This is a genomic window from Streptomyces sp. NPDC006551 (genome assembly GCF_040611675.1).
GTDB lineage: Bacteria > Actinomycetota > Actinomycetes > Streptomycetales > Streptomycetaceae > Streptomyces.
In genome coordinates this window covers 16,263-31,137 of record NZ_JBEXOT010000038.1, presented here as the reverse complement: position 1 = coordinate 31,137, position 14,875 = coordinate 16,263, and the positions used below count along the sequence as shown (strand labels likewise).

10 protein-coding genes are annotated in these 14,875 nt (G+C 70.6%); 2 read left to right on the top strand and 8 right to left on the bottom strand.

Features of this window, described 5'->3' with window-relative positions:
* Positions 1 to 35: 35 nt before the first annotated feature.
* The 6 genes from ABZY12_RS26780 to ABZY12_RS26755 form a co-directional block, all read right to left on the bottom strand.
* A complete protein-coding gene (locus ABZY12_RS26780; protein WP_356894678.1) occupies positions 36 to 527 on the bottom strand; it encodes a hypothetical protein in 492 nt (163 codons plus the stop codon).
* Positions 524 to 1,567 carry a ParA family protein gene (locus tag ABZY12_RS26775; RefSeq protein WP_229818740.1) on the bottom strand — a complete coding sequence of 348 codons (1,044 nt, stop codon included), beginning with the start codon at positions 1,565 to 1,567 and terminating at the stop codon, positions 524 to 526. Before ABZY12_RS26775 ends, ABZY12_RS26780 begins: the two co-directional genes overlap by 4 nt.
* 431 nt (positions 1,568 to 1,998) lie before the next feature.
* The gene (ald, locus tag ABZY12_RS26770) at positions 1,999 to 3,114 is read right to left on the bottom strand and encodes an alanine dehydrogenase (RefSeq protein WP_356894599.1); all 1,116 of its coding nucleotides are present in this window, start codon (positions 3,112 to 3,114) and stop codon (positions 1,999 to 2,001) included.
* 147 nt (positions 3,115 to 3,261) lie between these two features.
* Positions 3,262 to 5,247 (bottom strand): NB-ARC domain-containing protein, encoded by a 1,986-nt coding sequence (locus ABZY12_RS26765; protein WP_356894597.1) that lies wholly within the window; start codon positions 5,245 to 5,247, stop codon positions 3,262 to 3,264.
* 158 nt (positions 5,248 to 5,405) lie between these two features.
* Complete coding sequence (locus tag ABZY12_RS26760; RefSeq protein ID WP_356894595.1) at positions 5,406 to 6,032, bottom strand: NUDIX hydrolase; 627 nt, start codon at positions 6,030 to 6,032, stop codon at positions 5,406 to 5,408.
* A gap of 77 nt (positions 6,033 to 6,109) precedes the next feature.
* Positions 6,110 to 7,774, bottom strand: coding sequence for a CTP synthase (locus tag ABZY12_RS26755; RefSeq protein WP_356894593.1), 1,665 nt, complete (start codon positions 7,772 to 7,774; stop codon positions 6,110 to 6,112).
* Positions 7,775 to 8,213: 439 nt separating this feature from the next.
* Between ABZY12_RS26755 and ABZY12_RS26750 the strand changes: the two genes are divergently transcribed.
* Both ABZY12_RS26750 and ABZY12_RS26745 read left to right on the top strand, forming a co-directional pair.
* Entirely contained in the window at positions 8,214 to 10,016 is a 1,803-nt protein-coding gene (locus tag ABZY12_RS26750) for a glycoside hydrolase family 15 protein (RefSeq protein ID WP_356894591.1), read from the top strand.
* A 68-nt stretch (positions 10,017 to 10,084) separates the two neighbouring features.
* Complete coding sequence (locus ABZY12_RS26745; RefSeq protein WP_356894589.1) at positions 10,085 to 11,494, top strand: FAD-binding oxidoreductase; 1,410 nt, start codon at positions 10,085 to 10,087, stop codon at positions 11,492 to 11,494.
* A 7-nt stretch (positions 11,495 to 11,501) separates the two neighbouring features.
* Here the strand turns inward: ABZY12_RS26745 and ABZY12_RS26740 are convergent, their stop codons facing one another.
* Complete coding sequence (locus ABZY12_RS26740; RefSeq protein WP_356894587.1) at positions 11,502 to 13,145, bottom strand: FAD-dependent oxidoreductase; 1,644 nt, start codon at positions 13,143 to 13,145, stop codon at positions 11,502 to 11,504.
* A gap of 28 nt (positions 13,146 to 13,173) precedes the next feature.
* Positions 13,174 to 14,736: an APC family permease gene (locus tag ABZY12_RS26735; RefSeq protein WP_356894585.1), complete on the bottom strand. Its 1,563-nt coding sequence runs from the start codon at positions 14,734 to 14,736 to the stop codon at positions 13,174 to 13,176.
* Positions 14,737 to 14,875 lie beyond the last annotated feature (139 nt).

The window sequence follows — 14,875 nt, the reverse complement described above, 5'->3', positions numbered from 1 at the left end:
GAGGAGCGGGGGTGCGGCAGGCCCGCAGGCTACCCTCAGCGGCCGCGCAGGCGGCGCACGAGGATGCTCGCGTCGCCCCGGGACTCCAGATCCGCCAGGACCACCGCGACCGCCTCACGGACGATCCGGCCCCGGTCCACGGCGAGGCCGTGCTCACCCCGGAGCACCAGACGCGCGTGTTCCAGGTCCATCAGCTCCTCGGCGGAGACGTAGACCGTGATCTTCTCGTCGTGCCGCTCACGCCCGCTCGGCCGCCGGTTCGGCGAACGGCCCCGACGGCGAGCCGCCGGCGCGACCGGCGCCGCGGACTTCACCGGCGGTGCGGGTTCCGAGGGCTCCGCCGTCCGGGCCCGCGGCTCCGCCGTCTCAGAGGACGCCGCCGTGTGCTCCGCGGAGCCCTCCGCCGCCCCCGTGTCGCTCTCGCCCGCCGGCGCCGGCACCCGGGCCTCGCCCCTGCGCGGCGACGACGCCTGGAGCGCCATCCCCCCGGTCGTACGGAACAGTTCGTCGGCGCCGGGCAGACTCACTCGGCGTGACACCGGGCGAGCACCTCCCTGGCGAGCTGGCGGTAGGCGGCGGCGCCCACGGAGTTCGAGGCGTACGTCGTGATCGGCTCGCCGGCGACCGTGGTCTCCGGGAAGCGCACGGTCCGGCCGATCACCGTGTGGTACACGTGGTCGTCGAAGGCCTCGACGACGCGCGCGAGCACCTCACGGCTGTGCACGGTCCGGGAGTCGTACATCGTGGCGAGGATGCCGTCGAGCTCCAGCTCGGGGTTGAGCCGCTCCTGGACCTTCTCGATCGTCTCGGTCAGCAGGGCCACACCGCGGAGCGCGAAGAACTCGCATTCCAGCGGCACGATGACCTTGTGAGCCGCCGTCAGCGCGTTCACGGTCAGCAGACCGAGCGACGGCTGACAGTCGATCACGATGTAGTCGTAGTCGTTCATCAGCGGCTTCAGGGCGCGCTGGAGCGTGGACTCGCGCGCGACCTCGCTGACCAACTGCACCTCGGCCGCAGACAAATCGATATTGCTGGGCAGCAGGTCCATGTTGGGCACGGCGGTCTTGAGCAGCACCTCGTCCGCCGACATGCCCCGCTCCATGAGCAGGTTGTAGACGGTGAGGTCGAGCTCCATCGGGTTCACGCCGAGACCGACCGACAGGGCTCCCTGCGGGTCGAAGTCGACGAGCAGCACCCGTCGTCCGTACTCCGCGAGCGCGGCGCCCAGGTTGATGGTCGACGTGGTCTTGCCGACGCCGCCCTTCTGGTTGCACATCGCGATGATCTTCGCGGGTCCGTGATCGGTCAACGGGCCCGGGATCGGGAAGTACGGCAGGGGCCGTCCGGTGGGGCCGATCCGCTCGCGGCGCTGCCGGGCAGCGTCGGGTGCGAGGGTGGCCGCGTACTCCGGGTCGGGCTCGTACTCGGCGTCGGGGTCGTAGAAGTGCCCCTCGGGCACCTCGTCGTAGGCGGCGAAGTGGGTGGACTCTCGGCCACTCTCGTTGCCGGCCGTGGCGTTCACGTGTAGGCCGTCCATCATCTTCATCGTGTGGGCTGTCGTCATGGGCTGATGTGTCGCGAAAGTTCGGACAGCGACGGAGCCGACAGGGTTTCCTGGCTGTCCACCCCCGGGAGTAAATGTCGACTCATTCACAAGTCGTCTTACCTCCTTGGATGTGACCAGGAACATTTATCGATAGGTCAGCGTGGCACCATGCCGACGGTTGGCGACTCTATGGCGTGTCACCGCTCCGCAGCAACACAATCCGCCGGACCCGCCCCGATGTGTCGGCAACCGAACACCCCTCTGTCAAGGGCGCGCAGCCACGCATCCACACGTTTCGGGGGTGTGCGAAACGGTTAAAGGGTTACGTTCGAGGCGAGTTGAACAGGGACCTCGAAGTGGCCGGACACACATCCGGCCGGACCCTGGTGCACAAGGTCCGGCCGGATGCGTGAGATTGACGGCGCGCATTGACGGCGCCCCTACGGGGGTCAGCCCAGCAGGCTGCTCAGCTCGAGGTGCTCGAGGCCGTGGGCCTCGGCGACCTCCTTGTAAACGACCTTGCCGTCATGGGTGTTGAGGCCCAGGGCGAGCGCGGAGTCGCGGCGCAGCGCCTCGACCCAGCCGTTGTTCGCCAGCGACACGATGTAGGGAAGCGTGGCGTTGGTGAGGGCGTACGTGGAGGTGTTCGGCACCGCGCCCGGCATGTTGGCGACGCAGTAGAACACCGAGTTGTGGACCTGGAAGGTCGGCTCGGCGTGGGTGGTCGGGTGGGAGTCCTCGAAGCAGCCGCCCTGGTCGATCGCGATGTCGACAAGGACACTTCCGGGCTTCATCTTGGCGACGAGCTCGTTGGTGACCAGCTTCGGGGCCTTGGCGCCCGGGATGAGGACGGCGCCGATGACGAGGTCGGCCTCGACGACGGCCTTCTCCAGCTCGTAGGCGTTGGAGACGATCGTCTTCACCTTGGTGCCGAAGATCTTGTCGGCCTCGCGGAGCTTGTTGATGTCGCGGTCGAGCAGGGTCACGTGGAAGCCCATGCCGACGGCGATCTGGGTGGCGTTCCAGCCGGAGACGCCGCCACCGATGACGACGCACTCGCCGGCGTGGGTGCCGGGGACGCCGCCGGGCAGGACGCCGCGGCCGCCGACCGAGCGCATCAGGTGGTAGGCGCCGACCTGCGGGGCCAGGCGGCCCGCGACCTCGGACATCGGGGCGAGCAGCGGCAGCGCGCGGTTCGCGGTCTCGACGGTCTCGTACGCGATCGCGGTGGTGCCGGAGGCGAGCAGGGCGTCCGTGCACTCGCGGGAGGCGGCGAGGTGCAGGTAGGTGAAGAGGGTCTGGTCCTTGCGGAGGCGGTGGTACTCCTCCGCGATGGGCTCCTTGACCTTGAGCAGCAGGTCGGCCGTGGCCCAGACCTCGTCGGCGGTGGGCAGGATCTGCGCCCCGGCCGAGACGTACTCCTCGTCCGTGATCGAGGAGCCGACACCGGCGTTCTGCTCGACGAAGACCTGGTGGCCGTTGCGGACGAGCTCGTGGACACCGGCAGGGGTGATGGCCACGCGGAACTCGTTGTTCTTGACCTCGCGGGGGATGCCGACCTTCATCGTCGATCACGGTCCTTGAATCAGGGGGATAACTGGGGGCAATGCGATACATACCCGGCTGCACTACGGCGCACCGGGACAGACCGCGATCGAACGCGGCGCACCCAGTCTAATGAAGGAGTTCCCGCTGTCTAGCCTTGCAAAGCATTAATCTTCGAGAGAAGCACTGCGGATTTCGCAGGCGGAAGCCTCGGTTCCAAGGAGTCTTTCGGCCGCTGAGCGGTGCAGGCGGGCGGCGGCGGGGTCGCCGAGCCGGTCGAGGGTGTCGGCCAGCCGCAGCTGCAGCGCCGCCTGGAGGCGTACGTCCTGCGCGCGCCGGGCCCACTCCACCGCCGCCTCGCAGGTCCGCAGGGATTCCTGGGGCCGTCCGGCGTACTCCTGGACCCGGGCCGCCTCGCTCAACGCCCGCGCGTAACCGGGGAGATCGGCCTGGCGGCGGTAGCCCGCGGCGGCGGCGCGCCAGTTCCGCAGGGCCTCGCCGTAGCGGCCCGCGTAGGTGTGCACCGCGCCGAGCCGCGCGTACAGCCGTGCCTGGTCGGCCCGCTCGTCGCGGGCGAGGCGCTGGGCGAGGGCCCGTCCGTACCAGTCGCCGGCCCGCTGCCAGTCCCCCAGCTCCTGGTAGGAACCGCCTACGGATTCCATCGCGCGGCCGATCGCGTACGGGTCGTTCGCGGCCCGTCCGGCGTCCAGCGCGGCCCGGTAGCGGGCCAGCGCGTCCCGGGTCCGGCCGGTCCTGGCGTCGAGATCGGCCAGATTCAGCAGGGCGGCGGCCCGCTCCCGGTGCAATCCGCGCCGCTCGGCCACGTCCAGGACCAGCTGATGCAGTCCGTACAGATCGGGCGCCGCCGCCTCGGCCCCCCGGTGCGCCGTCTCCGCCTTGACCAGGGCGGCCACCAGTCGGCGGGCCAGCGTGTCGAGCTCTCCGTCGGCGACCGCGAGGCGGGCGGAGGCGAGCAGGACGGGCCGGCGGCGGTCCAGCCACTCGGCGGCGGCGGCCACGTTCGGGAAGCGCAGGGCGCGCGGCAGCCCGGCGAGCTTCTTGCGGGCGGCGGAGCCCTCGGGCTCGGTGACGGCCCGGCAGGACTGGAGAAGCCGTACGGTCCGCTCCAGCATCCTGGCCCGGGCCAGCTCCACCTCGGCGGGCCGGTCGCGCTCCTCCGTCTCGGCGCGCAGAAGGGGCACGAGATGCCCGGGGACCTCGTACTGCCCGTCCTCTCCCTCCGTGACGAGACCCAGGGCGACGAAGTCGGCGAGCGTGGCCGCGGCGGCGGGGATCGAGCAGCCGGCCAGCGCGGAGGCGGTGTGGGCGTCGGCGCGGCCGAGGGGGGCGAGGCAGAGAAGTCGCAGTGTCCGCGCGGCCGGCTGGGGCAGGGAATCGTGCACCAGGCGGAAGGCGCGGGTGAGCGGGTCGCCGGAGACGGCCCGCAGCCGCTTGGCGAGATCGGCGACGGACGCCTTGGGGCGCGCGGCGAGCCAGCCGCCGGCGAGCACCACGGCGGCGGGCAGACCGCCGCACTCCTCGGCGAGGGTCTCGGCGGCCTGCGGGTCGACGGTGACCCGGACCGAGCCGGTGAAGGTGGTGATCAGCTCGATGGAGGACCTGGGGTCGAGGCCGCCGAGCGTGCAGGGGCGGACGTCCGGGATTCCGGTGAGGGGCCCCTTGGCGACGGCGACGACGAGGGCGTCGGGGTTGTCCGGGATCAGCGGGTCGACCTGCGCGGCGTCGACGGCGTCGTCGAGGACGAGGACGGTGCGCCGGCCGGCGAGGGCCTTCCGGACCAGTTCGGTCAGTTCGTCCTCGGCGGCACCGGGGGGCTCGTCGACCCCCAGGTCCTGGAGCAGACCACGCGCCACCCGCGCGGTGGGGACGGGTTCGCCGCCCGGCTCGGTGAGCCGGGCGCGGAACACCCCGTCGGGGTACCGGTCGCCGAGCCCGGCGACGAGCTCCTCGGCGAGGGAGGTCCGGCCGGAGCCGGGTCGCCCGGCGATGAGGAGCACGCGCGCGCGGGGGGCTTTGCGGCCGGCGAGGGTGTCGAGCCCGGTCCGTTCGATGTCGGCGCGCAGGGCCTTCAACTCCCGCTGCCGCCCGAAGAACTGCCGTACCCCGCCCGCTGTCACCGCCTGATCCGTCACGGGCCACGCTCCCGTCCACCTGCGCACGAGCCGATCCCGCGGGGGTCTCCGCACGGGCGATCCCGAGCGTAGTTCAGGGCATGGTCCCTACCCGGCGGAGCGCGGCGGACAAATCCCCCGATCGGATCAGCCGATCGTCAGACCGGCCGCCAGGAGGGCTACGCCTCGAAGGGGCGGGCGGGCCAGGGGGACTCCGCCGGGCGCAGGGCGTCGAAACCCTCGCCCGTGCGGGCGGCCAGCACCGAGAGCACGCCGACCACCAGGCAGTTGTTGTGCAGCTCCCCGGCGAGGACACCGCGGACCAGTTCGTCCAGCGGGACCCGCGCCAGCTCCATGTCGGCCTCCTCCTCGGCGACCTCGAAGCGCTCGCCTTCCGCCTCCGAGAGCTCCCGCGCCAGGAAGATCCGTACCGCCTCGTCACAACCGCCCGGCGTCGTGTAGACGTCGGTCAGGACCCGCCAGTCCTCGGCCTTGACGTGCGCCTCCTCGTACAGCTCACGCTGCGCCGCGTGCAGCGGGTTCTCCCCCGGCACGTCGAGGAGGCCGGCGGGGATCTCCCACAGCTTCATCCGCACCGGATGCCGGTACTGCTTCAGCACCAGGACGCGGTCCCGCTCGTCCAGGGCGACGACCGCGACCGAACCGGGGTGGACCTGGTAGTCGCGGCGCGCGACCGTACCGTTCGGCATGACCACGTCGTCCGCCCGGACACTCGTCTTGTTGCCCTGGAAGGGGGTCGTCGTCCCGACGACCTGCCACTCCTCCGGGGTGTCCAGCAACTCCATCTGAGTCCTCCCACACACGAAAACCGGGGTACGGAATCCCGAAGGGTCCGTACCCCGGCAACGTTAACCGGTTCTGCTCACTCGCCCGTCTCGCGCGCGTCCCGCTGGCGTTCGACGGCCGCCTTGACCAGGCCGGCGAAGAGCGGGTGCGGACGCGTCGGGCGCGAGCGCAGCTCCGGGTGGGCCTGCGTGGCGACCAGGTAGGGGTGCACCTCGCGCGGGTACTCGACGTACTCGACGAGCTTGTTGTCCGGGGAGGTCCCCGAGAAGACGAGACCCGCCTTCTTCTCCAGCTCCGCGCGGTAGGCGTTGTTCACCTCGTAGCGGTGGCGGTGGCGCTCCTCGACGTACGGCTGGTCGGCGTAGACCTCGCGCACGATGGAGCCCTCGGCGAGCTTCGCCGGGTAGAGGCCCAGGCGCATCGTTCCGCCCAGGTCGCCGGCGCCCTCGACGTACGCGAGCTGCTCCTCCATCGTCGAGACGACGGGGTGGGCGGTCGCCGGGTCGAACTCGGTCGAGTTGGCCTCGGGGATGTCGGCCAGGTTCCGCGCGGCCTCGATCACGATGCACTGCAGGCCCAGGCAGATGCCGAGCAGCGGCACCTTGTTCTCACGGGCGTACTGGATCGCGCCGACCTTGCCGCTCACACCGCGGTCGCCGAAGCCGCCGGGGATCAGGATCGCGTCGACGTCGCCGAGCTGCTTCTGCGCGCCCGCCGGGGTCTTGCAGTCGTCGGAGGTGACCCACTTGACCTTGACCCGGGCCTTGTTCGCGAAGCCGCCGGCCCGCATGGCCTCGGTGACGGAGAGGTACGCGTCGGGCAGGTCGATGTACTTGCCGACGAGCGCGACGGTGACCTCGTGCTCCGGGTTGTGGACGCGGTCCAGGAGGTCCTCCCAGACGGTCCAGTCCACGTCACGGAACGGCAGGTCGAGCTTGCGGACGACGTAGGCGTCCAGGCCCTCGGTGTGCAGCACCTTCGGGATGTCGTAGATCGACTTGGCGTCGATGGCGGCGACGACGGCGGCCTCGTCCACGTCGCACATCAGCGAGATCTTGCGCTTGATGGCGGTGGGGACGTCGCGGTCGGCGCGCAGCACGATCGCGTCCGGCTGGATACCGATGTTGCGCAGCGCGGCGACCGAGTGCTGGGTCGGCTTGGTCTTCAGCTCGCCGGAGGGGCCGATGTACGGCAGCAGCGAGATGTGCACGACGAAGACGTTGTCGCGGCCGACCTCGTGGCGGACCTGGCGGACGGTCTCCAGGAACGGCAGCGACTCGATGTCGCCGACCGTGCCGCCGACCTCGGTGATGACGACGTCCACGTCGTCGGTCGCCATCCGGCGGATCCGGGACTTGATCTCGTTGGTGATGTGCGGGATGACCTGGACGGTGTCGCCGAGGTACTCGCCGCGCCGCTCCTTGGCGATGACCTGGGAGTAGACCTGGCCGGTGGTGACGTTGGCCGAACCGTCGAGATCGACGTCGAGGAAGCGCTCGTAGTGGCCGATGTCCAGGTCGGTCTCGGCGCCGTCGTTGGTGACGAACACCTCGCCGTGCTGGAAGGGGTTCATCGTGCCGGGGTCGACGTTCAGGTACGGGTCGAGCTTCTGCATCGTGACCCGAAGGCCGCGCGCCTTGAGGAGCGCACCCAGGCTGGAGGCGGTCAGGCCCTTGCCGAGGGAGGACGCGACACCCCCGGTGACGAAGATGTGCTTGGTCGTCGTGGTTTTGGGCGGCATCGCCAAGAGGGGGCTCCCGTGGTCGCGTTCTGAAGGTGCGTTCCGGCGTCCCCTCCGGAAGAATCGGGGGGTGCCGTCGCTGCGGTTTCGGGGGCCTCGGCTTTCACCGTTTCCCACCGGTCCACGGGGTACCAGGGTATCAGCGACGAAGGGAGACCGCTTCCGGCCACACGGGGCAGTCGGGTGCACACGGACGGCTACACCACAGGTCACGGTACCCTCACCCATTCAGCGCAGCGCCGTTACCAGTACGTATCCGTGGCTGCCCAGGGTGCGTCGTATCCTGCTCGGACACTCCCTGCCGAGCCGGACCGGCCATCGGCAGCACCCCCGCCAGTCAACCGGGAAGCAAGAGCTCGTCAACGATCCCTTGACTGCTGGCACCATCTGTAGGAAGCGCCCCGCGGGGCGGACGTGGCCGTTCGACTGGAGATAGCACGTGGCCGGGCGCATCGAGGATTACGCACTCATCGGAGACATGCAGACCGCGGCACTGGTCTGCCGGGACGGCAGCGTCGACTGGCTCTGCCTCCCACGCTTCGACTCGCATGCCGTCTTCGCGGGCCTTCTCGGGACGGAGGAGCACGGTTTCTGGCGGGTCGCACCCGCCGTTCCGGACGGCGGCACGCCGCCGCCGGCCGACCGGCGCCGTTACCGCGGAGACTCGCTCATCCTGGAATCCGAGTGGGACACGCCGCGTGGCACGGTCAGGGTGACCGATTTCATGCCGCCGCGTGACGGGGCGCCCCAGCTGATCCGGGTGGTGGAGGGCGTCACCGGACGGGTGCCGATGCACTCCGCGCTGCGGATGCGGTTCAGCTACGGACGCGTGGTGCCGTGGGTGCACAAGGTCGGAGACCGTACGGTCGCCGTCGCCGGTCCCGACTCGGTGTGGCTCGACACCGAGATCGAGACCCACGGCAAGGATCTGACCACGTACTCCGACTTCACCGTCACGGCCGGCGAGCGGATCACCTTCACGATCAGCTGGCAGCCCTCGCACAAGGAGCCGCCCGCCCTGCCGGACCCGGAGGGTTCGCTGGAGGCGACGGTCGACTTCTGGCGCGAGTGGGTCGCGCACTGCACGTACCACGGCCCCTACCGCGAGGCGGTGGTCCGCTCGCTGATCACGCTGAAGGCGCTGACGTACGCGCCGACCGGCGGGATCGTCGCCGCGCCGACCACCTCCCTTCCGGAGGAGATCGGTGGCGTCCGCAACTGGGACTACCGCTACACCTGGCTGCGCGACGCGGCGATCACCCTGTCGTCGATGCTGCGCACCGGTTACCGCGAGGAGGCCCGCGCCTGGCGGGACTGGCTGCTGCGCGCGGTCGCCGGCGACCCGGAGAACCTGCAGATCATGTACGGCATCGCGGGCGAGCGCGAGCTCGGCGAGGCGGAGCTGGACTGGCTGCCCGGGTACGAGAACTCCGGACCCGTCCGGGTCGGCAACGGGGCGGCCAACCAGCTCCAGCTGGATGTGTACGGCGAGGTCACCGAGGCCCTGCATCTGGCCCACATGACGGGACTCTCGCGCAACGACTACGCCTCCCTGCTCCAGCTGAAGCTGATCCGCTACCTGGAGACGCACTGGGACCAGCCCGACGAGGGCATCTGGGAGGTGCGCGGCCCGCGCCGTCACTTCGTGCACTCCAAGGTGATGGCCTGGGTGGCGGTCGACCGCACGATCAAGCTGATCGAGTCCGGCGACGCCGACGGCCCGCTGGAGCGCTGGCGCGAGCTGCGCGACGACATCCACCGCGACGTCTGCGAGAAGGGCTACGACCCGGAGCGCAACACGTTCACGCAGTCGTACGGCTCCAAGGAGCTGGACGCCTCGCTGCTGCTGATTCCGCAGATGGGCTTCCTGCCGCCGGACGACAAGCGGGTCATCGGCACGATCGAGGCGATCCAGCGGGAGCTGTCCACGGAGGACGGCTTCGTGCTGCGCTACCCGACCGCCGGCGAGGAGGCGGGCGTCGACGGCCTGGAGGGCGACGAGGGCGCGTTCCTCGCCTGCTCGTTCTGGCTCGCGGACGACCTGGCGATGATCGGCCGGGTGGACGAGGCGCGCAAGCTGTTCGAGAAGCTGCTCTCGCTCCGCAACGACCTGGGCCTCCTCGCGGAGGAGTGGGACCCGCGGCTCCAGCGCCAGGTGGGGAACTTCCCGCAGGCGTTCAGCCACGTTCCCCTGATCGACACCGCGCTGCGGCTGACGGCGAGCGGGGCGTACGGAGGCTGAGGCGCGGGGGACGGTTCCCGGGAATACGATGAGAGGGTCCTGTCCCCCCGCGGAAAGGGGGGCGTCCCGTGGCTCCCCGCGACAGCATTCCCCGCAGCGTTCCGGAAAGCGCCCTGAGCAAGCTCCGTAAGGAGTTGACCGGTCGGGTCGTCGCCCCGGACGACCCGGACTACGACGAGGCCCGGACGATCCACAACGGCATGATCGACCGCCGTCCCGCGGTCATCGCCCAGTGTGAGACGGAGGCGGACGTCTCCCGCGCGGTCCTCTTCGGGCGTGAGACGGAGCTACCGATCGCGGTGCGCGGCGGCGGGCACAGCGTCGCCGGAACCTGTGTCATCGACGACGGCCTGGTCGTCGATCTTCGCCGGATGAACGCGGCGGTCGTCGACCCGGAGGCGATGACGGTACGGGTCGGCGGCGGTGCGACCATGAGCCATCTGGACCGGGCGACCCAGCCGTTCGGGCTGGCCACCACCGGCGGACGGGTGTCGACCACGGGGGTCGGCGGTTTCACGCTGGGCGGCGGATCGGGCTGGCTGGAGCGGAAGTTCGGGCTCGCCTGCGACAACCTGCTCGCCGCCGAGCTGATCACGGCGGAGGGCCGGCACGCCGTGGCGAGCGCGGACGACAACCCCGAGCTGTTCTGGGCGCTGCACGGCGGCGGCGGCAACTTCGGCGTGGCGACCTCGCTCACCCTGCGGCTCCACGCGCTGCCGGCGATGAGCTTCGCGATGCTCATCCACCTGCCGGAGTCCGGGCCGGAGGTGGTGCGCGCCTTCCGGGATCTGATCGAGTCCGCCCCGGACGCGGCGGGCGGCGGGGTCATCTACTTCCCCGCGCCGCCCGAACCCTTCATCCCCGAGCATCTGGTCGGCAGGCTCGTCTGCGTGGCGCTGATCACGTACGCCGGTCCGGTCGACGAGCTCCGCGAACTCGCCGCGCCCCTGCTCGCGCTCGACCGCGAGGCCGAGGTCGTCACGGACATCCCGTACGCGGACCTCCAGTGCATGATCGACGACCCTCCAGGGCTGCGGAACTACTGGTCGGCGGAGTACCTGCGCGCGTTCCCGGACGACGCCCTGGACGTGTTCTGTTCCCGCGCGGCGAAGATCCCGATGCCCACCACCACCCAGCACGTGCTGTTCCCGATGGGAGGCGCGGTGGCGGCCGGACCCTCCGAGTACCCGCTGCCGTGGCGGACCGCGCCCTGGGCCGTCCATCCCTTCGCCACCTGGACGGACCCGGCGGACGACACGCGCGTCCGGCAGTGGGTCCGGGACGTGCGGGCCGATGCGAGGCCGTGGTCGCTCGGCGCCGTGTATCTCAATTTCATCGGCGCCGAGGGCGAGCGGCGGGTCGTCTCCGGCTTCGGCGCCGAGAACTACCGCCGGCTGGCCGCCGTCAAGGCCGCGTACGACCCCGACAACGTCTTCCGCCTCAACCACAACATCGCACCGGCCGCCGCGGCCGCCTGACGCCCGGTCACCTCAGGGCGTCGATCACCTCCCGAGCGGCCCGTTCGCCCTCGGTGGCGCCGCCTTCCATGAAGCCCTGGAAGTCGTAGCTGCAGTGCTCGCCGCCGATGTGGACGTTGCCCTGGGCGGTGCCCTCGTACCCGGCGTACCGGTGCAGATAGCCGACCGGCCAGCAGGAGTACGCGCCGAGCGTGTAGGGGTTGCGGTGCCAGGCGGAGAGCTGGGCGCGGCCCGTGTACGCCTTGGAGGTGCCCGGGAAGAAGGCGTCGATGCCCTTGAGGTGTCGGGACACCAGATCGCGTACGTACGGGTCCGACTCGGTGGAGAAGGGCCCGGCCGGGGTGAGGGCCTCGGCGAGGCTGCCGCCGCCGTACTGGATGAGGATGCCGCCCGTCCCGCCCTGGATCTTGGTGGTGTCCCAGGTCTGCTGGACGTCGGTGTCGGTGAAGCAGTCGCCGGCCGAGACGCCCGGCCAGGCGCCGGTGCCGCGCCAGGGCCGGGTGGCGAACTGCATGTTGAGCTTGGTGCATTGGCCCATGCGCGCGTCCCGCAGCAGGTTCTTCATCAGGGGGTCGAACCCGGCCTGGGTGAGGTCGAGTTGCTTGAGGATCGGCAGGGGGACGCAGAGGATCGTGTGGTCGGCGGTGACCGTCCGGGTGGCGCCGGCCTCGGTGAAGGTGAGCGTCTGGGTGCCGTCCGCGTTGGCCCGTACGGCGGTCAGGGACCAGCCCGGGCGCAGGGTGCCGGGGGCGAGGGCCCCGGCGATGGCGTTCGGGAGCCGGTCGTTCCCGCCGGTGATGTGGTAGCGCTCGTTGGACAACCCCCAGACGTTGAAGTGGCCCGGATTGGTCTGGTAGCCCATGAGCAGGACCAGGGCGAGCGAGGACTGTTCGGTGGTGTCGGCGCCGTACTCGACGTTGTAGGCGACGTCGATGAATCGCCCCAGAGGCGAGGAGTGCCCGCCGGGGACCCGGGACTCGATCCATTCGTATATGGACATGTTGTCGAGTGCGGTGCCGGTCGGGGTGGTCTGGTTCCACATGACCTCCCCCGCCTCGGACAGGTCGCGGCGCAGCGACTGGTAGACGTCCTTGAAGTCCTCGTCGGCCTGGTGGCGCGGGTAGTAGGTGCCGTTGAACCAGAGGACTTCCTCGGCGCCGGCCGGTCCGCCGCCGAGGAAGTCCTCCACGGGGAGGTCGAAGCGGCGGCAGAGCTCCAGGATCTTCTTGTGGCCGGTGTCGATCAGCTCGCCGCCGATCTCGGAGGTCTGGCCGTACGCCCAGTGGTTCCGCTGGGTCCACATCCGGCCGCCGACCCGGGAGGGGTGGGCCTCGTAGAGCGCGGGGGCCAGTCCCGCGTCCTGGAGGGTGAGGGCGGCGGTGAGGCCGGAGATGCCGGCGCCGACGACGGCGATCCGGGCGGTGCCCTTGGCCATGGGGTCGGGGGCGGCGGCGTGGGCGGTGGCGGGGAGGCCCGAGACGCCCACGCCGGCCACGAGTCCGGCCGCGGCGGCGTACTTGAGGAGGGACCGGCGGCCGAGCGCGTCGGCTCTCATCCCCCGCAATTCGTCGACGGGGACGTTCAGCCGTCGGGCGTCGGCGTGCTCGGCGGCGAGGCGCTTCAGGAGGTGCATCGGGTTGGTGCGTGCCATGGGGCGCTCCTGGAGAGGGTGGGAGGGATCAACTCTTGGTGGTGACGGTGGCGGGTGCGGTGGCCGGCCGCTCGGGCTCGTCGGCTCGCTCGGCGGCGTCCTCCAGGACGATCCGGCCGATGATCTCGTAGCGCTCGGGCTGCTTGGCCTTGAGGTAGAGGCCGAGGCCGAGGCCGCCGAAGAAGACCGCTCCGACGATCCACGGGATCGCCTCGAAGAAGAGCGAGTCGGCGGCGAGACCCGCCGCGGTCTCCATGTTGATGATCAGCAGTACGACGACGGCGGTCATCCCGACGCCGCCGAGCAGCGGCGCGGTGAGGGTCTTGAACCAGTGCCGGTCCTCGGGGTGGTTCTTGCGGAAGTACCCGATGACGGCGAAGGAGCAGAGGGTCTGGACGATCAGGATCGCCATCGTGCCGAGGATCGCGAGCAGCGTGTAGAGGTGGATGTACGGGTCCTGGCCGGTGAGCCAGAACGCGCCGACGAGGGCGACGGCGATGGCGCTCTGGACGTAGGAGGCGATGTACGGCGAGCCGTGCCTGGCGTGCGTCCGGCCGAGGGCCGGGTGGAGGAAGCCCTCGCGGCCGATGGCGTAGAGATACCGCGAGGCGCACTGGTGGAAGGCCATGCCGCAGGCGAAGGAGCCGGTGAGCAGCAGCCACTGGAAGGCGTCGACGGCCCAGGCGCCGATGAAGGACTGGGTCGGGGCGAAGAAGAGGTCGAGGGGCGTGGCGGATGACGACAGCTTCACGGAGCCGGAGAGCCCGTTGCCGGCGATCGTCATCCAGGAGACGTAGATGTAGAAGAGGCCGACACCGACGACGGAGACGAGGGTGGCGCGCGGGATGACGCGCTTGGGGTCGCGGGACTCCTCGCCGTACATCGCGGTCGACTCGAAGCCGACCCAGGACCAGAAGGCGAAGAAGAGTCCGAGCCCGGCGGAGGCGCCGGTGAAGGCGTTGGCGGGGTTGATGGGTTCGACGGGGATGCCGTCGGGGCCGCCGCCGGCGATCAGGACGGCGGTGGCGACGGCGAACAGCACCGCGATCTCGGCGATGAGCATCACGCCGAGCGCCTTGGCGGTCAGGTTGATGTCGAAGTACGCGAGGACGGCGGTGACGGCGAGCATGCCCGCCGCGTAGACGATCCACGGCAGGTCCACACCGAGCTGATCGGCGACGGTCGTCTGGGTGAAGTAGGCGAACACGCCCACGATCGAGGCCTCGAAGACGATGTACGCGAGGACGGCGAGCATGCCCGAGGCCATGCCGGCGATCCGGCCGAGGCCGTGCGAGATGTAGCCGTAGAAGGCGCCGGCGGCGGTGATCCGCTTGGCCATGGCGACATAGCCGACCGAGAAGACGGTCAGGACGAGCGTCGCGAAGAGATAGCCGGCGGGGGCGCCGGTGCCGTTGCCGAATCCGACGGCGATGGGAAGGTTGCCGGTCATCGCCGTGATCGGGGCGGCGGTGGCGACGGCCATGAAGACGACGCCGACGAGCCCGACCGAGTTCGCCTTGAGCCGGTGCACCTCAGGAGCGGAGCCTGGGGTGGAACCCGGCGTGGAGCCAGGGGTGGAGTTCTCTGCCATGGCGGGAGAGCATCCTCCGTAGTGACGTACGCCACAATCGACATGCGGTCGCACAATTGGCCGATCGGGACGACGAGTTGTCAACGGGACGGACGATCTGTCCGATCCCGTGACCGCCGGGTGATGTCGCCGAAACATC